Origin of the sequence: Salinispora oceanensis (genome assembly GCF_000383575.1) — a bacterium.
Taxonomy (GTDB): domain Bacteria; phylum Actinomycetota; class Actinomycetes; order Mycobacteriales; family Micromonosporaceae; genus Micromonospora; species Micromonospora oceanensis.
Genome location: NZ_KB911579.1, coordinates 3,734,301 through 3,754,978, shown reverse-complemented (window position 1 = coordinate 3,754,978; position 20,678 = coordinate 3,734,301). Strand labels below are relative to the sequence as shown.

The following is a 20,678-nucleotide window of genomic DNA, read 5'->3' as shown; positions in this document are numbered from 1 at the left end:
CTCGAAGGCTCAGACGCGTACCAGGATCCGGTCGTCAACCACGTCGAAGGCGGTGTCGATCCCCGCCTCGGCCGTAATCTCCGTCAGATAGTCGCAGACCGTGCGCCCCTCCGGCGTGTCCGCCCGGTACGGCACCGGCTCGTGCTCCTCGTTGATGAACACGGGTACGAGGCTGACCCGGTCGATTCGACCCCCGGTGATATGCAGCCGGACGATCATCGAGTTCCGGCCCTCCTCCCGCAGATCCCGGCCGGCGGCGAGTTCGTGGTGGATCCGGTCCGCCTTCTCTAACCACTCCTTGCTGAACGACCGCCACCAACGCTCGTTGATCTCAAAGGCGAAGTTGCCCAGGCTGTAGAAGATGACCTTGCCTCGGTAGACCTCGACCGGCTTCAGCATGTGCGGATGGTGCCCGATCACGGCGTCGGCGCCGGCGTCGATCGCCGCGTGAGCCACCGTCGGCTGGTATTCCGCGAGCCGTGAGCGCTGGAAGTGCAGGCCCCAGTGGAGTGACACGACCAGCACCTCCACCTGGTCACGCAGCTTTTCGATGTCCGCGACGAACGCCGCCAGGTCGGATTCGTCCGGCTGGGTCTTGATCAAGGGTGGGCCGCCGGGCTGGTCATACTCGAACGGTTCGTAGTGGGTCATCGCCCGCATCGGCGACACGCCGTGCTTGTCCGGCCCGGCGTAGTAGCCCTCCGGAGCGACCGAACAGTAGGCCAGGAACCCGACCCGCGTACCGTCGCGTTCGATGATCCCGGGCCGGCGCGCCTCGTCGATATTCGCCCCCGCACCCACCACGGTAACGCCGTTGCGGCGACACCGCTCGATGCAGTCGAGCAGCGCGTCAGCTCCCCAGTCGCCGGTGTGGTTGCTCGCCATCGAGATCACGTTGTAGCCCGCGTGCGGTATCGCTGCGAGGTTCTCCACGTCGTGCGGGACGCCGCCGCGTGGGCCGGACGAACCCAGCGACCCCTGGTCGGAGTAGGCGGTCTCCAGTTGGCCGAAGGTGATATCGGCCTCGACCAGATGGTCTCGCACGTGACGGAACATGTCGTGCGGACGGTCCCGGAGAATGAGCAGGTCACCGGTGGCGGCGACGACAATCTCCGGAATCTCCTGGTTCGTGCCCACGAATGGACGCTAACACTGTCGGTAACCGTCCGGCCGCTCGATCGCGGTGTCTGGGCGGCGGGGAGCCCCAGCCGGCCTCCGGTTCCACCGCCCCACCCCGGTGCCGGCAATCCCGGCCACGCGCGCTGCACCGATCCCACCCCGGCGCCGCGCTGCCCGGACTAGCCTCGGGACGGAGGCCGGGGGCGACTCCCGCGGAGGTGATGCCGACATGGCCGCAGCCAACGACGCGCCGGTGCTCGTCGGGGTCGGCTCGGAACGGGACCTGCCGCTGGTCGAGCTCGCCGCGCGGGAAGCGGCCGCGTTCGAACATCCCCTACAGCTGATCCACACCTTCGACTGGGGGGCAGCCTTCGCGGCGGAGTCGGTCGTCGGCACGCACGACGAGGCCGCGGAACTCCTCGATCGTGCCGTCAAGGTCGCCCGGGCGGTCGAGGAGACGCTGCCGGTAGGTCACGAGATCGCCGAAGGCTCCCGGGTGCAGCCGCTGATCCGCAGGTCGGAGACGGCCTTCCTGGTCGCCGTCGGCGACAGCGGCATGAGTACCCGACAGCTCGGCTGCTCCCTCCCCGCCGACACGCCGGCGGTGCAGCTCGTCACCCAGGCCGGCTGCCCAGTGCTGGTGACCCGCCGCGAACCGCCGATAAAGGGGCCGGTGCTGGTCGGAGTGGACGGCTCGGTCAGCTCCCGGCAGGCCCTGAAGTGGGCGTTTGACTGCGCCGTCCGGCGGTCCGGCCGCCTGGTCGCCGTCCGGGTGGTGGAGCACGGCCACGACGACGCACCGGCGATCCTCGCCGACGCGGTGGCGGAGGTCGGCGGCCCAGAGCCGGGCGTGCCGGTCGAGTGCCACACCATCCCGGGCGCTCCGGGCGATGTCCTGGTCGAGCAGTCCCGGTCCGCCCAGCTGGTGGTGATAGCGGCGCGCGGCCAACAGCCCGGCCGAGGAATGATCGGCTCGGCCTGTCAGGCCATGCTCTACCACTCGCCCACGCCCACGGTTGTGGTGCGAGGACTCGCCCCGGCAGACAGTCCGTGAGACCCGGGACCAACGCCTCTTAACCCGGCGGTAGCCGTCGGCGAGGCTAAGCACAACGCCCCGGATGCGCCACACCCGACCGAGAGGCTTTGGTAACCATGAATATTGCAACCGCCCAGCACAGCCCGCTGACCGAAGACGAACTGCGTCGACTGGACGCGTACTGGCGGGCGGCGAACTACCTCACGGTCGGGCAGATCTACCTCCGGAGCAACCCGCTGCTGCGTGAGCCGCTCACCGTGGAACACATCAAGCCACGGCTCCTCGGGCACTGGGGCACCAGCCCCGGCCTGAACCTGCTCTACGCGCACCTCAACCGGGTCATCGTCGCCCGTGACCTGAACGCCATCTACATCACCGGTCCCGGCCACGGCGGTCCCGCGCTCGTGGCGAACACCTGGCTGGAGGGCACCTGGAGCGAGCTCTACCACGGCACCTGCCAGGACGAGGCCGGCATGGCCCAGCTCTTCTGCCAGTTCTCCTTCCCCGGCGGCATTCCCAGCCACGTGGCCGCGGAGGTGCCGGGATCGATTCACGAGGGGGGTGAACTCGGGTACGCGCTCAGCCACGCCTACGGTGCCGCGTTCGACAACCCGGACCTGCTGGTCGCGTGCGTGATCGGCGACGGTGAGGCGGAGACCGGGCCGTTGGCCGGTAGCTGGCTGTCGAACGTGTTCCTGAACCCGGCCCGCGACGGCGCGGTGCTGCCCATCCTGCACCTCAACGGCTACAAGATCGCCAACCCGACGGTGTTGGACCGGCTCCCCGAGTCCGACCTGCTGGACATGATGCGCGGGTACGGTCACGAGCCGTACCTGGTGGCCGGGGACGATCCGGCCACGGTGCACCAGGCGCTCGCCGCGACCATGGATCGGGCGCTGGACGAGATCGCCGCCATCCAACGACAAGCTCGCTCCGGTGGCCGGGTCGAGCGCCCGCGCTGGCCGATGATCGTGCTCCGTACGCCGAAGGGCTGGACCGGCCCGCGCGAGGTCGACGACAACCGGGTGGAGGGCACCCACCGCGCGCACCAGGTTCCGCTGCCGCAGGTGCGCCAGAACCCGCAGCACCTGGCCGAGTTGGAGCGCTGGCTGCGCAGCTACCGTCCGGAGGAGCTCTTCGACGCGACCGGGGCGCCGGTGGCCGAGCTGCTGGACCTGCCGCCGAAGGGCGACCGTCGGATGAGCGCCAACCCGGTCGCCAACGGCGGGCAGGTGCTGCGTGATCTGGTCCTGCCCGACTTCCGCGACTACGCGGTCGACGTGCCACGTCCCGGTACGGCGGTCACCAGCGCCACCGGCACGCTCGGCAGCTGGATCCGCGATGTCATCTCCGCGAACCCGGAGACGTTCCGGCTCTTCGGCCCGGACGAGGTCGCCTCCAACCGGCTCGGCGCCGCCTTCGAGGTCACCGACCGGGCCTGGGTGGCGGCCACCGTACCCGGGGACGAGAACCTCGCCCCCGACGGCCGGGTCATGGAGGTGCTCTCCGAGCACCTCTGCCAGGGCTGGCTGGAGGGGTACCTGCTGACCGGCCGGCACGGCCTCTTCACCAGCTACGAGGCGTTCATCCACATCGTTGACTCGATGGTCAATCAGCACGCAAAGTGGCTGAAGGTGACCCGGGGCATCCCCTGGCGGCAGCCGGTGGCCTCGCTGAACTACCTGCTCTCCAGCCACGTCTGGCGGCAGGACCACAACGGCTTCTCCCACCAGGACCCGGGCTTCATCGACCACGTCGTGAACAAGAAGGCCGAGGTGGTCCGGGTCTACCTGCCACCGGACGGGAACACCCTGCTCTCCACGATGAGCCACTGCCTGCGCAGCCGGCACTACATCAACGTGGTCGTCGCGGGGAAGCAACCCACACCGAGCTGGCTGTCGATGGAGGAGGCGGTCCTGCACTGCCGGCGCGGGATCGGCATCTGGGACTGGGCCAGCAACGACGGTGGTACGGAACCGGATGTGGTGCTCGCCTGCGCCGGGGACGTCCCGACGCTGGAAACCCTCGCGGCGGTCGACCTGCTGCACCAGCACCTGCCCGAGCTGAAGGTCCGGGTGGTCAACGTGGTTGACCTGATGCGGCTGCAACCGTCGAGCGAGCACCCGCACGGGCTGCCGGACTCGGAGTTCGACACCATCTTCACCACCGACAAGCCGATCATCTTCGCGTACCACGGCTACCCGTGGCTCATCCACCGCCTGACCTACCGGCGGACCAACCACTCCAACCTGCACGTTCGCGGCTACAAGGAGGAGGGCACCACCACCACTCCGTTCGACATGGTGATGCTCAACGACCTGGACCGGTTCCACCTGGTCATCGACGTGATCGACCGGGTACCCGGGCTCGGCGCGCGGGCGGCCCACCTGCGGCAGGAGATGGTGGACGCCCGCCAGTCGTGCCGGGACTACACCCGCAAGCACGGCGCCGACGACCCGCGGGTGGCGCAGTGGCGGTGGGTCCGCGAGACGAACGCCGGCCTGGGCGACTATCAGTGAACGGAGCCAAGATCCTGGTCGGCTACGACGGCTCGCCGGACGCGGTCCGGGCCCAGGAGTGGGCCCGGGCCGAGGCCGCCCGGAGTGGGCGGTCGGTGCACCTCGCGTACATCTTCGAGTGGCTCACCATGGCCGGGTGGACCGGCCCTGGTGGGGGGCCCAGCATCTGGCCCGACGACGCCGCTCGGCGGCAGGCGGAGAAGCTGGTCCGGCAGGCCGCGGCGGATGCGACCAGCCCGGAGCTGACCGTCACCGGTGAGCTGTACGAGGGGCCGCCCGCGCTGGTGCTCCAGGAGCTCTCGGCGCGAGCCGGCCTGCTGGTACTCGGTTCGCGCGGGCTCGGCGGCTTCGCCGGCCTGCTGGTCGGCTCGACGGCGGGATCGGTGGCCGCGCACGCCCACTGCCCGGTGGTGGTGGTCCGCCGGGATGCCGACCGCCGGGGGCAGACCGGGCACGTCACGGTCGGGGTGGACGGCTCGGAGCCGTCGCTGCTCGCCCTGGGCTTCGCCGTTGAGCAGGCCGCCGCCCGGAAAGTAACGCTGCACGTGCTGCGCGCATGGCGTCCGTCGCCAGGTCCGCGTCCGCCCTCCGCCCCGGATGCCCAGGCGGTCCACGCCGAGTTGGAGGAGGCACTGGCCCAGTGGCGGCGAGCGTTCCCGGATCTACAGATCACGGTGGAGGTCGCCAAGGGCAACCCGACCGAGCTGCTCGTGACGGCCAGCCGCAACGCCCAGCTGGTCGTGGTCGGCAGCCGAGGCCGCGGTGGTCTGGCCGGGATGCTGCTCGGCTCGGTGAGTCAACAGCTGCTGCACCACGCGCACTCCCCGGTCGCCGTGGTCCGCGAACGCTGAGGCGGGTCACCGTCGGCGGAGGCTGGTCAGGGTGCCCGGGCCGAGCAGGGCGCGCAACGCGTTGAGGATCACCAGCACGTCGATGCCCTCCTGCAGGAAGGCGCCGGCCACCGGCGGCAGCCGTCCGAGGGCGGCGACGAACATGGCCAGCACGGCGAGCCCCATGCCCACCGTGGCGCTCTGCACGGCGATGCGGCGCGCGTAGCGGGCGATCTCCACGGCGTCGGCCAGGCGCTCCAGCCGGTCAACGGTGAGCACCGCGTCGGCGACATCCGCCGACGCGGTGGCCCCGGTGGCGCCCATCGCCACGCCGACATCCGCGGTGGCCAGGGCGGGGGCGTCGTTCACCCCGTCCCCCACCATCACCGTGACCGCCTGGTCCACCTCGGCGCGGACCCGGTCCGCCTTCTCGGCCGGTGTGCAGCGGGCGAGGACGTCATCCACCCCGACCTCTCGGGCCACCCGGCTGGCGGTGGCCGGCCGGTCACCGGTGACCATGACGATCCGGCGTAGCCCCGCCGCCCGCAGCCGGCCGACGGTACGCGACGCGTCGGACCGGACCGGGTCCGCCAGCAGGATCACGCCGAGCGGCCCCTCGGTCCCGCCGACCCACACCAGCGAGTGCCCGGCCTCCTCGGCGCGGTCCCGGGCCGAGGAGGCCCACTGCGGCGGCGTGCTGTCGAGCTGCCCCACCCATAGGTCACGGCCCTCCACCCGCCCGCGTACACCCCGGCCTGGGTCCTCGGTGACCCCCTCCGGCTCGGCGAGGCCGAGCTCTCGCTCCCGCGCCCCCTCCACCAGGGCGGTGGCCAGCACATGTGGGGAGAGCTGCTCCACGGAGGCGGCGAGGCGCAGCACCTCGTCGGCCGTCGTCCCCGGCGCCGGGACCGCCTCGGCCACCTGGGGCCGACCGGCGGTCAGGGTTCCGGTCTTGTCCACCAGCAGGGTGCGGGCCCGGCCGAGCAGCTCGAGGGAGCCGCCGTCGCGGACCAGGACCCCACGCCGGGCGGTACGGGACAGGCCGGAGACGATGGCGATCGGGGTGGCCAGCAGCAGTGGGCAGGGCGTGGCCACCACCAGGACCGCCACCGCCCGGACCAGGTCGCCGGAGACCAGCCAGCCCAGCCCGGCGAGCAGCAGGGTGAACGGAACGAAGGCGACGGCGTACCGGTCGGCCAGCCGGACCGTCGGCGCCTTCTGCGCGGTGGCCTCCCGGGCCAGCCGCACGATCCCGGCGTACGTGCTGGAGGCCGCGTCCGCGGTCGCCCGCAGCCCGAAGGCGGCACCGGCGTTCACCACGCCGCTGCCCACCCGGTCACCTGAGGCACGTTGGACCAGCCGCGACTCTCCCGTCACCACCGACTCGTCGAGCGTGGCCGCCGCCGCGAGCTGCCCGTCCACCGGCACCACGTCGCCGGGGCCGACCAGCAGTTCGTCACCGGCGACAACCTGGTCGGCCGGGACCACCTCGATCGTCCCGTCCGAGGCGCGTCGGCGCGCGGTGCGCGGGGCGTGCGCGAGCAGCGCGCGGAGGTCACGGGTCGCCCGGCCCTGGGCGTACGCCTCCAGCGTCCGGCCGGTGGCCACCATCACCGCGATCACCGCCCCGGCCAGGTACTCCGCCACGACGAGCGCGCCCGCCAGCGCGAGGACGGCGATGATGTCAACGCCGTACCGCCGGTGCCAGAGCTCGCGCAGCATCGACCCGGCGGCCGGCACCAGCGCGGCCACCGTGGCGGCGGCCCAGAGCAGTTCCGCGAGGCCGGGCCGGCCGGCGAGCCGCGCCACCACGCCAGCGAGCACCAGCACGGTCAGCCCGACCAGCGGCGCCCAGAGCAGCCGGCCGCCCGGCCCGGACCGCGCCGGTTGCTCGGGCATACACTCCGGCTCCGCCGCCATCCCCGAAATCGTCCCAGCGGGTCGGCCGGGGTGGGCGCTGGTCACCGAACCCACCGGGTCGAAATCGTTCCCGCCGGTCACCGAGGTGGGCAGTCGTCACCGAACCCATACCGGGTCGAATGCGTTCCGGTGGGTCGTCGAGGTGGGGCAGTTCATCACCCGGGTCGAATGGTCCGGCGGCGACGGGACCTGCGCCCCGTGTGCTCGGCGGGCGAATGTCGCAGGATGGATCGGCAACCGCACCCGGGTGCCCTCCGGGTGCGGCACGATGTGTTTCGAGGGAAGGGTCGAGAGCATGAGCCAGACGGACCACGCGCTGACCACCGCGCTCGCGCAGGCCGCCGCGACCGCCGGTCGCGCCCCCTCGGTGCACAACACCCAACCGTGGCGGTGGCGGGTCCAGCCCGACGCGCTGGAGCTGCGGGTGGTCCGCGACCGGCAGCTCACCGCCACCGACCCGGAGGGGCGGCTGCTCGTCCTGAGCTGCGGTGCGGCGCTGCACCACGCCCGGGTCGCGCTGGCCGCCGAGGGGTGGCGGGCGGTGGTGGAGCGGATCCCCGACCCGGATGCGGTGGAGCGGACCCCCGACCCGGCTGATCCGGACCTGTTGGCCCGGCTCACCGGCCTGACCCGGGTGGGGACGGACCCCGAGGCGATGCACCTGGTGCAGTGCATGCGAATCCGGCACACCGACCGCCGACCGGTCGGTGACGAACCGATCACCGACTCGGCCCTCACCGAGATCACCGAAGCGGCCACCGTCGAAGGGGTCCGGCTCCAGCAACTCGACCGGGACCAGGTGTTGCAGCTGGCGACCGCCGCGTCTCAGGCCGACACCGTGGAGTCGGAGGACCCCCGGCTGCGCGCGGAGCTGGCCTACTGGACCAGCCGGGCCGACAACGTCGGTCTGCCGCCGGCGGTGTTGCCGGAGTCACCTCCCCAGACCACCGTGCCCGGCCGGGACTTCGGCCGGGCCGGCACGCTGCCGGTGGGGCCCGGTCATGACCAGGCAGCCGCGTACGCGCTGCTCTACGGCGACGAGGACGAGCCCAGCACCTGGTTGCGGGCCGGTGAGGCGCTGTCGGCGGGTTGGCTCACGGCGACCCGGCTGGGCGTCTCGGTGGTGCCGCTGAGCGGAGTGATCGAGGTGCCGGGCACCCGCGCGGAGCTGCGCGGGGTATTGGCTGGTATGGGATATCCGTATCTCGTGCTGCGCCTGGGCCGCGCGGATCCGACGCAGGCCGGGCCGCCGCACACGCCGCGGCTCGCGGTGGAGCAGGTGGTGGACACCTCAGCGGTCCGCGGAACCTGACGGGCGTGTCACGCCCCTGATCGGCGGCGTTAGCATCAGCCGGGTGACACCCAGTCCCGAACACGAACCGCACGCCACCCCTTCGCTTGGGTTGACCCCGTTGTCCCGGGTCCACCTGGACGAGCTGCTGCAGGAGATGCTGGAGCGGGTCAGCCAGGTGGTCACCAGTCGGGAACGGCTACGGGCCCTACTCGACGCGGTGGTCGGCATCAGCACCGACCTCGACCTGCGTAGCACGCTGCAACGCATCGTCGAGGCGGCCTCCGAGCTGGCCGGAGCCCGCTACGGCGCACTCGGCGTCCTCGGCCGGGACCGGGCGTTGCACGACTTCGTCACCCACGGGATCGATGACGAGCAGCGCGCCAAGATCGGTGAGCTGCCACACGGCCGGGGCGTCCTCGGCCTGTTGATCGACGATCCGCGCCCGGTGCGGATGCCCGACATCACCCAGCACCCCGCCTCCTACGGTTTCCCGCCACACCACCCACCGATGCGCAGCTTCCTCGGGGTCCCGGTGCGGATCCGGGACCAGGTCTTCGGCAACCTTTACCTCGCCGAGAAGCGGGACGCGGCCGAGTTCACCGAGGACGACGAGGAGATCGTGGTGGCGCTGGCCGCCGCGGCTGGGGTGGCGATCGAGAACGCCCGCCTCTACGAGCTGGCGCACCGGCGGGAGCGGTGGCTGGCCGCCGCCGCCGAGATCACCACGCTGCTGCTCGGCGAGGTCCGCCGTACCGACGCGTTGTCGCTGGTGGCGCGGCGCGCCCGGGAGGTCGCCGAGGCGGAGCTGGCGCTGGTGCTGCTCTACGATCCCGGCGCGGACACCTTCACCGTGGACGTGGTTGACGGTGCGGGGGAGCAGGCCGCTGCCCTGGTCGGCACCGTCCTACCCGCCGCCGACACCAGTTTCGGTGCCGCCGTCACCCATGGCCGGCACGACCGGGTGGCGGACCTCGCCCACGCCGCGCCCTGGCCGGCGCTGTTGGACACCGGGCCGGCGGTGCTCTCCCCACTGGCGACCGCGGACACCCTGCACGGCGTGCTGGTGGTGGCGTACAGCGCTGATCACGATGAGACGAGCGAGGACGACCTAGCGCTGCTCGGCAGCTTCGCCGCGCAGGCCGCGCTGGCCATGGAGCGGGCCCGGGGCCAGGAGGAGCGGGAACTGCTGGTGGTCCTGGAGGACCGCGAGCGGATCGCCCGGGACCTGCACGACGTGGTGATTCAGCGGTTGTTCGCCACCGGCCTGCAGTTGCAGAGCGCGGTGCCGATGAGCACCCGCCCCGAACTCGCCAACCGGATCAACGCGGCGGTGGACGACCTGGACGCCACGATCAAGGACATCCGTCGCACCATCTTCGAGCTGCGCACACCGATGACCGCGCAGCTGCGATCGGAGATCCGGGAGGCGGTCGAGGACGCCGCCGAATCGCTGGGTTTCCGACCCGCGTTGGAGTTGGCCGGCCCGATCGACAGCGCCGTCTCGGACGAGCTGCGTCCCGATCTCACGGCCGTGCTCCGGGAGGCGCTGTCGAACGCGGTACGCCACGCCCGGGCCCAGCGCGTCGCGGTCACCGTCCGGGTGGCGGCCGGTCAGGTTTCGGTGACCGTCACCGACAACGGGGTCGGCTGCGATCCGGCCGCCGCCCGGGGCGGGCTGGTCAACCTGCGCGAACGTGCCGAGCGCCACGGCGGGGTCTTCGAGGTGCGGCCGGAGCACCCGCACGGCACCCGGCTGCACTGGTCCGTGCCGCTGGACAGCTGAGCCGCCAGCGGCACCGGATCAACCCCGCCGGGTCAGTTGGTCTTGCCAAGCAGACGGGTGGCGAGTACGGCTGCCTGCGTGCGTCGTTCCAGGCCGAGCTTCGCCAGCATGCTGGAGACGTAGTTCTTCACGGTCTTCTCGGCGAGGAACATCTTGCCGGCGATCTCCCGGTTGGTGAGCCCCTCGGCCACGTACTCCAGGATCCGCCGTTCCTGCTCGGTCAGGGACTTCAGCTCCCGGGGCTGCTCGACGCCGCTGCGGATCCGCTCCAGCACCCGGGTAGTGATCGCGGGGTCGAGCAGCGACTGCCCAGCTGCCACCCGCCGGACCGCGTCCACCAGATCGGTCCCGCGGATCTGCTTGAGCACGTAGCCGGCCGCACCGGCCATGATCGCCGCGAAGAGCGCCTCGTCGTCCTCGTACGAGGTGAGAATCAAGCCCTTGATCGACGAGTCCAGGGCTCGGATGTCCCGACACACGTCGATGCCGTTGCCGTCGGGCAGCCGCGCGTCAAGGATCGCCACGTCGGGCCGGAGCGCGGGGATGCGACGGGCCGCCTCCTGCGCCAGGCCGGACTCGCCGACGACCTCGATGTCGCCGCTGGCCGTGAGGAGGTCGGCAAGGCCACGGCGGACGACTTCATGGTCATCGAGTAGGTACACGCGGATCATCCCTTGTTTCTACCCTGCCGGCGGCTCTTCTGCAGGGGTCGAAGGTCCCGACCCACCCCGGCCGGGACACCTGCCCGGTATTTCCCACTCGGTAGGAACCAGCAAGCGCGACAATGCGGACAGCGGGGCCAGGAACGCGAGCACCGGAAAACCCCCGAGCCGGGGCGGGACAGTCGGTCCCGCAGAGAAGGGACATCCGGCCCTGGGCTCCCGGGCCTCGCCTGGGAGACGGTGGACGAAGCAGCAGACGTCGCGCGCCAACGGAGGGGAGCGACACCATGGACGCCTACTACACCGTAGCGCAGCTACGTGCCGCCGCGGCCGACGCCATTCGCGCCCCATCCCTGCACAACACGCAGCCGTGGCGGTTCCGCCTGCGCGACGGCGGAATCGAGGTGCTGGCCGACCCGTCCCGACGGCTGCCCGCCACCGACCCGAACGGCTGGGGGATCCGCATCGCCGCCGGGGCGGCGCTGTTCAACCTCCGGCTCGCCCTGGCCGTCGCGGAGACACCGGCGGCCGTACGGCTGCGCCCGTACCCGGCCGAGCCCGACGTGGTGGCCCGGCTGGTCCCGGACGTGCCGCGCCGCTGCACCCCGATCGAGCAGGCCCTCCACGCGGCGATCCCCCGCCGGTTCAGCAACCGCGCCCCCTTCCAGCCCGACCCGGTGCCCGCCGACGCCCGGTGGCGGCTCACCGAGGCGGCCCGGGCCGAGGAGTGCTGGCTGGAGCTTCTGGTCGGTACCAGCGCGGTGAACGCGTTCGCTGAGATCGCCCGGGGCGCCCACCGGGTGCTGGAGCGCAACCCGTCATACCGCGCCGAGCGGGAGAAGTGGGTCCACTACGACGAGGCCCCCGACGGGGTGCCCGCGACCGCCGGCGGCCCGCCGTTCGAGCCGCAGGACCTGCTACCCGCGCGCGCCTTCGGTGGCCGGGAACGCGCCCCCGGCCGCGACTTCGAGCCGGAACCCCTCGTCGCGGTGCTCGGCGGCCCCGGCAACACCGCCGTTGACCAGGTGATCGCCGGTCAGGCCCTACAACGCACGCTGCTCACCGCCACCGACGCCGGGCTCTCCGTGTCGATGCTGTCCCAACCCATCGAGGTACCAACCGCCCGGGAACAGCTTCGGCTATCGCTGGGCCGCTTCGGCACCCCACAGATGGTGATGCGGATCGGGTACGGCCAGCCCGGCTGGCCCACCCCCCGCCGCGACGTCAACGAGGTGCTCGACCTGACCGTCCCCCAGCTCTGACCGTCCGGCCGCCCTGACCGTCCGGCCGCCCTGACCGTCCGGCCGCTCTGACCGGCTGGCCGCCCGAACCCTCCGGCCGCCCCGCGGTGCGCGGTCAGCGTCCGGCCGATAGCAGGGCCGCCTCCCGGGCCGGGTCCAGGCCCACCGGGGCGGGTTGCGGACGGCCCGCGCGGGGCGGCACCGCGCCAACCGCCCGCAGCCAGGACCAGGTGTCGGCCACGGTGTCGGTCACCGGGCGGCACACCAGCCCGGCGGCGTACGCGGCCCGTACGTCGCGCTCCTGCATCCAGCGGTAGGGATGCCCGGCCGGAATCCAGATCGGCAGGTCGTTCCAGGGCACCACGCCAGCTGCCAGAATCCGCTCCGGTTCGATCCAGCGCAGTCGGGCATCAGCCCCCGTCGCCGCCACGCAGGCGGCGAGCAACTCCCCCATCGTCGCGTGCCCGGTACGGCTGACCACGTTGAACGTCCCGCCAGGCACCTCCGGGTCGAGCAGGAACGCCGCCAGGTCGCGCACGTCAACGTACTGCAGGGCGAGGTCGGCCGGGCCGGGCGCCAGCACGGCACCGCCGCGGGCGGTCCGCCGCAGCCACCACGGCAATCGACCGATGTCCTCACCCGGTCCGAGGATCAGACCGGCCCGGGCGATCAGCGCCCGCTCGCCGTAGACCTCCCGGACGGCCCGCTCGGCGCCGGCCTTGTTGGGCGCGTAGTCGCCCTCAACGGCGTCGGGCGCGGCGTCGACCACCGGAGCGTCCTCCGCCGACCCCAACGCCACCGGCTCGGCGTAGACCGACCCGCTGGAGACGTAGCCGTAGCGTCCGACCTGCCCGGCCAGCGCCCGGGCCGAGTCCTTGGCGGCCCGCGGCGCCCCGTCCCAGGTGTCGACGACCAGATCCCACTCCTGGCCGGCGAGCGCGGCCAGCCCGCCCGGTGCGGTCCGGTCACCCCGGAGCCGCCGCACACCGGCCGGCGTCGTCCCGTGGCGGCCCCGGTTGAACACCGTCACCTCCCACCCCCGGCGCAGCCCCGCACCGACCACCGCCCCGCCGACAAATCCCGTACCACCCAACACCAGCAGTCTCATGCCTCCACCGTGCCGGCCTGCGCCGGCCGCGCCTACCGGGTTCTGCCGCCAGCAGTTCTGCTGGCGGCAGAAGCGGTCCCGGGCACGGACCGCGCGCCCAGCGCGGCCCGTGCCCGGTGCGGCCCGTGCCTAGTGCGGCCCGTGCCTAGTGCGGCCCGTGCCTGGTGCGGCGGACCGCGTCAGCTGGCGTGGACGCCAACCTCCTTCAACGAGTAGCCCCAGTCGGTACCACGCTCCTGACCCTGGACGCGGACGTAGCGAACCGACGTCGGGTCGAAGAACGCCGTATCCAAACCACCATCACCGTCCGATATGGAGGCCACGGTCTGCCAGGAGCTGCCGTCGGCGCTCACCTCGATCCGGTACGCCTTGGCGTACTCGCCCGCCCACTCCAGGGTGACCCGTCGAACCTGCTGTGCCGAGCCGAGATCCAGCCGCAGCCACTGGTCATCACTCCACCAGCTCGCCCAGCGGGTCGTCGGGTCGCCGTCCACGGCGCGACGGGGGGCGTAGGTGGTGAACGGATACCACGCGGTCGAGCTGGCTGAGGCGGACGACCCGGTGGCGAGGTTGACACCGGGCGCGTGGCCCTCCGTGGCGCCCCACGTGCCGAGGTACGACTCGGCGCCGCGCAGCAGGTCGTCCACCACCTCCTGACCGCCCAGGACCCGAATCTCCTCCACCCAGTCCGGCACCAGTCCGTAGTGGGCGGCACCGTCAGCGTTGATGTCCCAGGTCCGGTCACCGGTGGTCTGCCGGTCCATGACGGCACCGCCGTGCGCGGACTGGTACGGGTACTCGACCGGGTTCGGGGTGTCCGCGCCCCGGGGGCCGGGCCAGCTGCCGAAGCCGTTCATGTCGGTGCCGAAGCCGTACCCGACGTCGTAGCTGTCGCGCAGTTCCTTCGTCCGGTCCGCGTCGGCGATGAACCGCTCGGCACCGTGCATGTACTGCGTGATGAACCCACCGAGACGGTAGACCCGCTCACTCCAGAGCAGGTCCATCCAACTGTGCGACGAGACCACACCGGGATACGACACGGACTCGAAGATGTCCAAGGCCCGGCCGGTGGCCTTGACGCTCATGTGGTCGATCTCCACCATCATGTTGCGGTCCATCAAGCCCCGCAGGGCGTACTCGCCGAGGTTGGTCAGCCCGCGGACGTTGCACCGCGCGTCGGACGAGTACGACGGCATCTCAACGTCGGACGGGAGCAGATCCCCCAGCCCGGGTAGGTCGCCTACGGAGGCGATGGGGTTGTCCTGCTGCGGCCCCCGGCACTCCTCCGTCGTCCAGAAGGTCCCGGTCGACAGGAACTGCCCGGCGTTGACCGCGATCCCGGTGGTCCCGGTGTCGAATCGCACCCCACAGAGCGCGTTATCGAATTTGTGGCACAGGAACACACTGCGTACGCCGAGGTCGTGCAGCTCGTCGAGCCCGCGATCGATGTCCTCCTCGTCGCACTGGGCGATGTCCAGGATCTGTTTACAGCCGAACGGCTCGGAGGTCTCGACCCCCAGGACGACGGCGAGCTTGCCCTGCGCGATGACCTCGCGGGCCTGGTCGCTGTCGGTGACGACGCGGAACCATCCCTGGCCCGCCCCGCCGTACATCTGGTCGATGTAGTCCTGCATCTCGTACGTCTTGGCGGCCTGGAGCCGGATCGAGGTCATCTCGTCGCAGCTTCGGTCCTTGAAGAAGTAGACCGAGCAGATCACCCCGTTTGTGACCAGGTGGTTGACCATGACCCGCTGGCCACCACGCCAGGCCCGCTCGATCCAGGCGTAGTAGTTCTGCTGATGGGTCTGCGAGTCGTGGGCCGGCCAGTCCGCGAACGTCGGCCAGCCGTCGGGGTCGTGCTGGCCGTCACCACCGTTGGTGAGGAAGTCGAACAGGGCCAGGGAGCCGTCGGGATAGTGCTCCGGGCAGTCCTTGAGCGCGTCGGTAATGCCCCCGTCGGAGAAGGGCTTGCCGCAGAGGAGCCGCCCACCGAAACCCTCGTTGGACATGATGTGGTTGTGCGCGTCCACGAAGCCGCGCACCTGACCCTCGGCGTCGGTGCCGGTGAACGGCGCCCCGGTGACCCCGATCGCGGAGTCGGGCGCCGGCCGGTCGGTGGGCGTCCACCAGTCGGGCTCCTCCGCCACGCTGGGTGCCGCCGTGCTGAGCAGCAGGGTGATCACGGCTAGCAGGACGGTCGCCACCACGGATCGTTGCCGGGTCGCTCGGCTCGCCATCAGCGGTCGTCGCCGCCGGGTCAGGAGAGACATTGTTCCTCCAGGGCAGAACTCGGATCGGTGTGCGCAGCACCGAAAGGCGATCCGCCGTGGCCTCCCCTGTCTGCCGGGGTTGGCCGGACTGGCTGGCGGGCCGTTACCGGCAGAGTCTTCCGGTGCTGCCCAACCGGGCGTTTCGGCGAGATTACGGACCGCGGCCGGACAAGTTACCGCAGAGTAACTGATTTATTGCCACATTTAAAACTAGCTATTAACGGATCGGCTTCGATCAGCAACGACAGCTGACACGGCAAGCAGGCCACCCCGCCCGCCCGCTACCCCCAGGTCGACCGGAATGCCGGAACCACCCCTTGCCGCAGCTCAGGAAAAATGAACGAATATCTATCAGTAGGCGCCCTGGACGCCAGAGCTGAACACACCCAGAACGCCGTCGTCAGCTGGACTGGACAACCTCGATCACCCGGCAGCTCCCGGTCGGAGCAGCTGCACCTCGCTGACCTGCTCCTGCGCGTTCAATGGTGGGCGATACTGGGTTTGAACCAGTGACCTCTTCCGTGTCAAGGAAGCGCGCTCCCACTGCGCCAATCGCCCCGAACCACCGCAACTCGGCTAGCCAAGCTGGCGGTGAACGAGCGGACGACGGGATTCGAACCCGCGACCCTCACCTTGGCAAGGTGATGCGCTACCAGCTGCGCTACGTCCGCGTGCCACCGAACCGCGTCGGCGACGGGTTCACTCTACCCGACGCCAAGATCGCCGAGATCGGACCCCCCGGGCCACGTCTGATCGACACGTTGGCCTCCGGAAGCCGCGATGTCAACGCGTAAGGCAACGTCATCTGTCTCGACGCTGGCCTCCAGCCGACTAGTTGACGTACTCCACGATTAGCGGGCTCGCTACCAGGCAACCGCCGTCACCGCCAGCCGCCGGTAGCAGCGCGCTGACCCGGGCCAGACCGGTCACCCGGGCGGCCGTGCTGACCGTAGGACGCTGCGCGTCCAGGGCCGCGAGCAAGTCCCGGATGCCGGTGCGGGACAGCGGCCCGCTCGTCGCCTCCGGCGAGTCCGGCGTCAGTGCGCTGACGACGTGCCCAGCCTGGGTGACAAAGACAGTGCCAGCACTGTGACCGCCCTCCAGGCCGGTCAGCGCAGGGCCGTCCACTTGTACCGGCGGACCGCCCCGCAGGTGCCGAGCCGAGCCGTGTAACAGCAGCCGGCGCTGGAAACCAGACCCGGAGGAGTCCACCGGATCCACAAACAGCACCAGGTCCTGACCACTGCCACGGAGCGTCACCCAGTCCAGGGCGGCTTCGAACCTAACCCAGCGGCCCGGGGCTAGACCGGGCTCGGTGTACCAAGGCGTGTCGCGCCCCATCCGCTTCTCCACCCGCGCGAGGTGCCGCCGCATCTCTCGGACGCTGTCCGGCGCAGGGCTCGCCAGGTCGACCCCGGCGAAGGAGCCGCCCGCGTGTAACTTCACGGCAGGCAGCGCGCGGCGCGGCTCTGGTACGAACTCATTGAGCTTGCCCGTCGACAGATACACAACCTCACGCACTGGCGCTCCCAGGTGCTTGGCTTCGGCACTGCTCAGCTAGGTGCATCCTGCCATCGCTCACCAAACTGGCTGCCCGTCAGAAGTATGGCTGGGGGCAGGGACGGCGGTCGCACCCGCCTGCACACTCCCGCTCACCGAGACGCCGAAGGGCTGGCCCTCGACGGACCAGCCCTAACAAGCAAACATGGTTCGCGCACTGTCACGCATGGTGGGCGATACTGGGTTTGAACCAGTGACCTCTTCCGTGTCAAGGAAGCGCGCTCCCACTGCGCCAATCGCCCTCGATGATGCTGAGGTGGGGACGGGATTTGAACCCGCGTACACGGCTTTGCAGGCCGTTGCCTCGCCTCTCGGCCACCCCACCGGGTTGCCCCCGGTCAAACGTGGCGGCATCTCCGAGCGGACGACGGGATTCGAACCCGCGACCCTCACCTTGGCAAGGTGATGCGCTACCAGCTGCGCTACGTCCGCACGCCCCGGCTTCCCGGTGACGGATGAGAACTTTAGCCGAGTCGGTGAACAGTTGCCAACTCGACCCCCTCGGCGTGCCCCCGCCGCACCTCGGCCAGGGCCAGAACCCGCCCTGGTCCGATCGAGCCACATCACCGAAGTGCCCCGTGGTGCGACGTCGAAGGACCCCGTGGTGCATCACGGGGTAACTGTCCTACTTCCGACTACGGTAGGCCGGATTCACCCTGAGTGGTACCAACTCGTACCCGTTCGGGTGCACTACCGTAACGGTCGTGACGAGACGTGCGGCCGAGATCCGCCTGGATGCCCTGCTGCGCACCGCCTGTGACGTGATCGTGGAACGCGGGTTGGCGAACACCCGCACCGCGGACGTGGCCCAGGCGGCCGGGGTGAGTCAGGCACTGGTCTTCTACCATTTCGCCACCAAGGACCGGCTACTCGCCGAGGCGTTCGCGTACGCCGTCGAGCAGGATCTGGCCCGGTTGGACGCGGTGCTGCGCTCCAGCGCCCCACCGCTGGCCAAGCTCCGCCGACTGGTGCGGCTCTACACCCCCGCCGGCCGCCCCACGTCGTGGGCAATGTGGATCGACGGCTGGGCCGAATCGCTGCGTACCCCGGAGTTGGAGAAGACCTCCCGCCGGCTGGACCTGCGCTGGCGGCAGGACCTGGCGACGGTGATCGCGGACGGGGTAGCCGACCACACCTTCGAGTGCGCCGACCCGCCTGGCGCCGCGTGGCGGATCAGTGCCGTGATGGACGGTCTCGCCGTCCAGCTCGCGGTGCACGACCGAGTGATCTCCCGACGCCAGTTCACCGAGTGGGTACGCCTGGTAACCGCCCGGGAGCTGGGACTCGACCCGGCGCAGCTGGACTGAGCGCGGACCGGACCGGGCCGCCACTCCGGCGGGCCAGACGGGGCCAAAACCCCGGCGGGCCGGACGAGGCCGTAAACCCGGCGGGCCGGATGGGGCCGTAACCCGGACGGTCCGGCTGCGGGAGAATCATTCGGTGTCCGAACTCGCCAGCGCCTTCGTCCGACTGCACGCCCGTCTCGCGCCGGTCCCCTTCGTCCCCGAGGTGCGACTCCACCAGGCCGACGACGCGGTCGGGCTCTGGGAACTGACCGAGGGTGAGTTCCGCAGCGACCAACCACCGCCCTTCTGGGCCTTCCCCTGGGCCGGCGGGCAGGCCCTCGCCCGATACGTCACCGATCATCCGGACCTGGTCGCCGGGCGGCGGGTGCTCGACCTCGCCGCCGGCTCGGGGCTGGTGGCCATCGCCGCGGCCCGGGCCGGCGCCACCGCCGTCCGCGCGGTCGAGGTCGACCCGCTGGCCGTCGCCGCCGTCGCCGTCAATGCCGAGGCCAACGGGGTACGCCTCGACGCCGAGCTGGCCGACATCCTCGACCGCGACGCGGGCGACGCCGAGGTCGTACTCGCCGGAGACGTGTTCTACAGCGCGGCGATGGCGAGACGGATGCTCCGCTTCCTGCTCACCGCCGCCCGCGCGGGGGCCACGGTGCTGGTCGGTGACCCGGAGCGCGCGTTCCTGCCCCGGGACCGCTTCGACCCGCTGGCCAGCTACGAGGTGCCGGTGCCGGAGACGCTGGAGAGCGTACGCGTGAAGCGTGCCACGGTGTGGCGGCTGCAGGCCAGCCTGCCCGGAACGGCCCGCTAGCGTGTCCGCCGTGCTGTTCCGGAGCTGGACGAAGACCGCCGGCCCCCACTGGCCGGCCGTCACCCGGGTCGCTGACCAGCAGGGCACCGAACACCTGGTGGTGACCGAGCACGAGCTGGTCCGGCAGGTACTCACGGACCAGGTGACCTACCGTCCGGACAATGCCCTGGACGCCGTCACCCCGATCCCGGTACCTGCCCTGCGGGTGCTCGCCGGACACGGATTCCGCCTCCCCCCGACCCTGGCCAACAACGGCGGTGTGAGCCACCCGGCGATCCGCGCCCTCGTCGCCGACGCGCTCCACCCGGCGAAGGTCGCCGCCCAACGACCCTGGCTGACCAAGCTGGTGGCCGAGCGGGTAGCCGCGATCGGCGCCACTCTCGACTCTGGTGGCTCCGCCGACCTGCACGCCGAGCTCAATGCCGACCTGCCGCTGCTGGTCCTGGCCCGCCTGGTCGAACTCCCGGACGCCCCGGTCTCCGCGGTGAAGCAGTTCGCCCGTGCGGCGCTGGAGCTGTTCTGGGCCCCGCTGGACGCTGACCGCCAGCTGGCCCTGGCCGACGAGGTCGGCCGGTTCCACCAGGTGCTGCGGGAGTTCGCGGACACCGGCGGTGGGCTGGCCGCTGCCCTGCGGACCACCGGACACCCGCCGGACGTGCTCGTCGGGGCGCTGTTCTTCCTGCTGGTAGCCGGTCAGGAGACCACGTCGCAGTTCCTCACCCTGCTCCTGCACCGGCTGGCCGGCGAGCCGACCGTTCGCGCCGCGCTGCGGGACGGCGGCGTCTCGGTGGCGAACGTGGTCGAGGAGGGGCTGCGGCTGGAACCACCGATCGTCACCTGGCGTCGGGTCGCCGCCGTGGACAGCACGCTGGGCGGGACCGCCGTGCCGGCGGGCACCAGCGTGCTGTTGTGGCTGGCCCGGGCCGGCCGGGACCCGGCCATCGTGCCGGCGCCCGACGAGTTCCGGCCCGGCCAACGGGGGTCACGCCGGCACCTGGCCTTCGGGGCGGGCGCCCACCGTTGCCTCGGCGACCAGTTGGCTCGGATGGAGGCGGCGGTGGTGGTGGAGCAGGCGGCCCCGCTGCTTGACGGGATATCCGTGGTACGCGCTCCGTGGTATCCGGACAACCTCACCTTCCGGATGCCCGACGCCTTCGTGATCCGCCGCTGACCACCCGGCAGAGCGGAGCACCGGCCAGCTGGCTCCGCGGCCCTCCTCGGCCCGCC

Annotated in this window: 16 protein-coding genes and 5 tRNA genes; 10 read left to right on the top strand and 11 right to left on the bottom strand. The window is 71.4% G+C overall.

All coding sequences use genetic code 11. The annotated features are described in order from the left end of the window. Positions 1-9 precede the first annotated feature (9 nt). Positions 10-1,137 (bottom strand): CapA family protein, encoded by a 1,128-nt coding sequence (locus SALPAC4_RS0117450; protein WP_019871410.1) that lies wholly within the window; start codon positions 1,135-1,137, stop codon positions 10-12. A gap of 211 nt (positions 1,138-1,348) precedes the next feature. Here SALPAC4_RS0117450 and SALPAC4_RS0117445 point away from each other — a divergent pair, with 211 nt between their 5' ends. The 3 genes from SALPAC4_RS0117445 to SALPAC4_RS0117435 all read left to right on the top strand — a co-directional run bounded on the left by SALPAC4_RS0117445 (position 1,349) and on the right by SALPAC4_RS0117435 (position 5,525). Beyond that, positions 1,349-2,173 (top strand): universal stress protein, encoded by an 825-nt coding sequence (locus SALPAC4_RS0117445; protein ID WP_019871409.1) that lies wholly within the window; start codon positions 1,349-1,351, stop codon positions 2,171-2,173. A 98-nt stretch (positions 2,174-2,271) separates the two neighbouring features. Next, a complete protein-coding gene (locus SALPAC4_RS0117440) occupies positions 2,272-4,674 on the top strand; it encodes a phosphoketolase family protein (RefSeq protein WP_019871408.1) in 2,403 nt (800 codons plus the stop codon). Further along, positions 4,671-5,525 (top strand): universal stress protein, encoded by an 855-nt coding sequence (locus SALPAC4_RS0117435; protein WP_019871407.1) that lies wholly within the window; start codon positions 4,671-4,673, stop codon positions 5,523-5,525. The genes SALPAC4_RS0117440 and SALPAC4_RS0117435 overlap by 4 nt, the downstream gene beginning before the upstream one ends. A 6-nt stretch (positions 5,526-5,531) precedes the next feature. Here SALPAC4_RS0117435 and SALPAC4_RS0117430 read toward each other — a convergent pair whose 3' ends face one another. After that, positions 5,532-7,424 (bottom strand): heavy metal translocating P-type ATPase, encoded by a 1,893-nt coding sequence (locus SALPAC4_RS0117430; RefSeq protein ID WP_027644334.1) that lies wholly within the window; start codon positions 7,422-7,424, stop codon positions 5,532-5,534. Between the two features lie 295 nt (positions 7,425-7,719). Here SALPAC4_RS0117430 and SALPAC4_RS0117425 point away from each other — a divergent pair, with 295 nt between their 5' ends. Beyond that, a complete protein-coding gene (locus SALPAC4_RS0117425) occupies positions 7,720-8,736 on the top strand; it encodes an Acg family FMN-binding oxidoreductase (protein WP_397537942.1) in 1,017 nt (338 codons plus the stop codon). A 43-nt stretch (positions 8,737-8,779) separates the two neighbouring features. Next, on the top strand, positions 8,780-10,501 hold the full coding sequence (locus tag SALPAC4_RS0117420) for a sensor histidine kinase (protein WP_027644333.1): 1,722 nt from the start codon (positions 8,780-8,782) through the stop codon (positions 10,499-10,501). A 32-nt stretch (positions 10,502-10,533) separates the two neighbouring features. Here the strand turns inward: SALPAC4_RS0117420 and SALPAC4_RS0117415 are convergent, their stop codons facing one another. Further along, the gene (locus SALPAC4_RS0117415; RefSeq protein ID WP_018733529.1) at positions 10,534-11,172 is read right to left on the bottom strand and encodes a response regulator; all 639 of its coding nucleotides are present in this window, start codon (positions 11,170-11,172) and stop codon (positions 10,534-10,536) included. A gap of 278 nt (positions 11,173-11,450) precedes the next feature. Here SALPAC4_RS0117415 and SALPAC4_RS0117410 point away from each other — a divergent pair, with 278 nt between their 5' ends. Further along, complete coding sequence (locus SALPAC4_RS0117410; RefSeq protein WP_019871403.1) at positions 11,451-12,425, top strand: Acg family FMN-binding oxidoreductase; 975 nt, start codon at positions 11,451-11,453, stop codon at positions 12,423-12,425. A gap of 94 nt (positions 12,426-12,519) precedes the next feature. Here the strand turns inward: SALPAC4_RS0117410 and SALPAC4_RS0117405 are convergent, their stop codons facing one another. From SALPAC4_RS0117405 to SALPAC4_RS0117390, 4 genes are all read right to left on the bottom strand, one after another. After that, the gene (locus SALPAC4_RS0117405) at positions 12,520-13,512 is read right to left on the bottom strand and encodes an NAD-dependent epimerase/dehydratase family protein (protein WP_019871402.1); all 993 of its coding nucleotides are present in this window, start codon (positions 13,510-13,512) and stop codon (positions 12,520-12,522) included. A 179-nt stretch (positions 13,513-13,691) separates the two neighbouring features. After that, positions 13,692-15,749: a discoidin domain-containing protein gene (locus SALPAC4_RS0117400; protein ID WP_027644332.1), complete on the bottom strand. Its 2,058-nt coding sequence runs from the start codon at positions 15,747-15,749 to the stop codon at positions 13,692-13,694. Positions 15,750-16,265: 516 nt separating this feature from the next. Beyond that, a tRNA-Val gene (locus SALPAC4_RS0117395) sits at positions 16,266-16,340 on the bottom strand. A 40-nt stretch (positions 16,341-16,380) separates the two neighbouring features. Beyond that, positions 16,381-16,453, bottom strand: a tRNA-Gly gene (locus SALPAC4_RS0117390). Between SALPAC4_RS0117390 and SALPAC4_RS27780 the strand changes: the two genes are divergently transcribed. Then, complete coding sequence (locus tag SALPAC4_RS27780; RefSeq protein WP_162562125.1) at positions 16,424-16,576, top strand: hypothetical protein; 153 nt, start codon at positions 16,424-16,426, stop codon at positions 16,574-16,576. The genes SALPAC4_RS0117390 and SALPAC4_RS27780 overlap by 30 nt on opposite strands. A 37-nt stretch (positions 16,577-16,613) precedes the next feature. On the opposite strand, the gene SALPAC4_RS0117380 is transcribed toward SALPAC4_RS27780, so the two are convergent. The 4 genes from SALPAC4_RS0117380 to SALPAC4_RS0117365 all read right to left on the bottom strand — a co-directional run bounded on the left by SALPAC4_RS0117380 (position 16,614) and on the right by SALPAC4_RS0117365 (position 17,774). Next, entirely contained in the window at positions 16,614-17,303 is a 690-nt protein-coding gene (locus tag SALPAC4_RS0117380; protein WP_019871400.1) for an SAVMC3_10250 family protein, read from the bottom strand. A 206-nt stretch (positions 17,304-17,509) separates the two neighbouring features. Further along, positions 17,510-17,584: transfer RNA gene (locus SALPAC4_RS0117375), tRNA-Val, on the bottom strand. 12 nt (positions 17,585-17,596) lie between these two features. After that, positions 17,597-17,667, bottom strand: a tRNA-Cys gene (locus SALPAC4_RS0117370). A 34-nt stretch (positions 17,668-17,701) separates the two neighbouring features. Next, positions 17,702-17,774, bottom strand: a tRNA-Gly gene (locus SALPAC4_RS0117365). A 272-nt stretch (positions 17,775-18,046) separates the two neighbouring features. Between SALPAC4_RS0117365 and SALPAC4_RS0117360 the strand changes: the two genes are divergently transcribed. The 3 genes from SALPAC4_RS0117360 to SALPAC4_RS0117350 all read left to right on the top strand — a co-directional run bounded on the left by SALPAC4_RS0117360 (position 18,047) and on the right by SALPAC4_RS0117350 (position 20,622). Continuing rightward, on the top strand, positions 18,047-18,649 hold the full coding sequence (locus SALPAC4_RS0117360) for a TetR/AcrR family transcriptional regulator (RefSeq protein ID WP_018733676.1): 603 nt from the start codon (positions 18,047-18,049) through the stop codon (positions 18,647-18,649). Between the two features lie 133 nt (positions 18,650-18,782). Further along, a complete protein-coding gene (locus SALPAC4_RS0117355) occupies positions 18,783-19,451 on the top strand; it encodes a class I SAM-dependent methyltransferase (protein WP_019871399.1) in 669 nt (222 codons plus the stop codon). Between the two features lies 1 nt (position 19,452). Further along, on the top strand, positions 19,453-20,622 hold the full coding sequence (locus SALPAC4_RS0117350; protein ID WP_019871398.1) for a cytochrome P450: 1,170 nt from the start codon (positions 19,453-19,455) through the stop codon (positions 20,620-20,622). The last annotated feature ends 56 nt before the right edge of the window (positions 20,623-20,678 follow it).

What these genes read in the sequence shown, in the direction of transcription:
- SALPAC4_RS0117445 (WP_019871409.1), top strand. Translation starts at nt 1,349, where the DNA reads ATGGCCGCAGCCAACGACGCGCCGGTGCTCGTCGGGGTCGGCTCGGAA.
- SALPAC4_RS0117440 (WP_019871408.1), top strand. Translation starts at nt 2,272, where the DNA reads ATGAATATTGCAACCGCCCAGCACAGCCCGCTGACCGAAGACGAACTG.
- SALPAC4_RS0117430 (WP_027644334.1), bottom strand. Translation starts at nt 7,424, where the DNA reads ATGGCGGCGGAGCCGGAGTGTATGCCCGAGCAACCGGCGCGGTCCGGG.
- SALPAC4_RS0117425 (WP_397537942.1), top strand. Translation starts at nt 7,720, where the DNA reads ATGAGCCAGACGGACCACGCGCTGACCACCGCGCTCGCGCAGGCCGCC.
- SALPAC4_RS0117415 (WP_018733529.1), bottom strand. Translation starts at nt 11,172, where the DNA reads ATGATCCGCGTGTACCTACTCGATGACCATGAAGTCGTCCGCCGTGGC.
- SALPAC4_RS0117410 (WP_019871403.1), top strand. Translation starts at nt 11,451, where the DNA reads ATGGACGCCTACTACACCGTAGCGCAGCTACGTGCCGCCGCGGCCGAC.
- SALPAC4_RS0117405 (WP_019871402.1), bottom strand. Translation starts at nt 13,512, where the DNA reads ATGAGACTGCTGGTGTTGGGTGGTACGGGATTTGTCGGCGGGGCGGTG.
- SALPAC4_RS0117400 (WP_027644332.1), bottom strand. Translation starts at nt 15,749, where the DNA reads ATGGCGAGCCGAGCGACCCGGCAACGATCCGTGGTGGCGACCGTCCTG.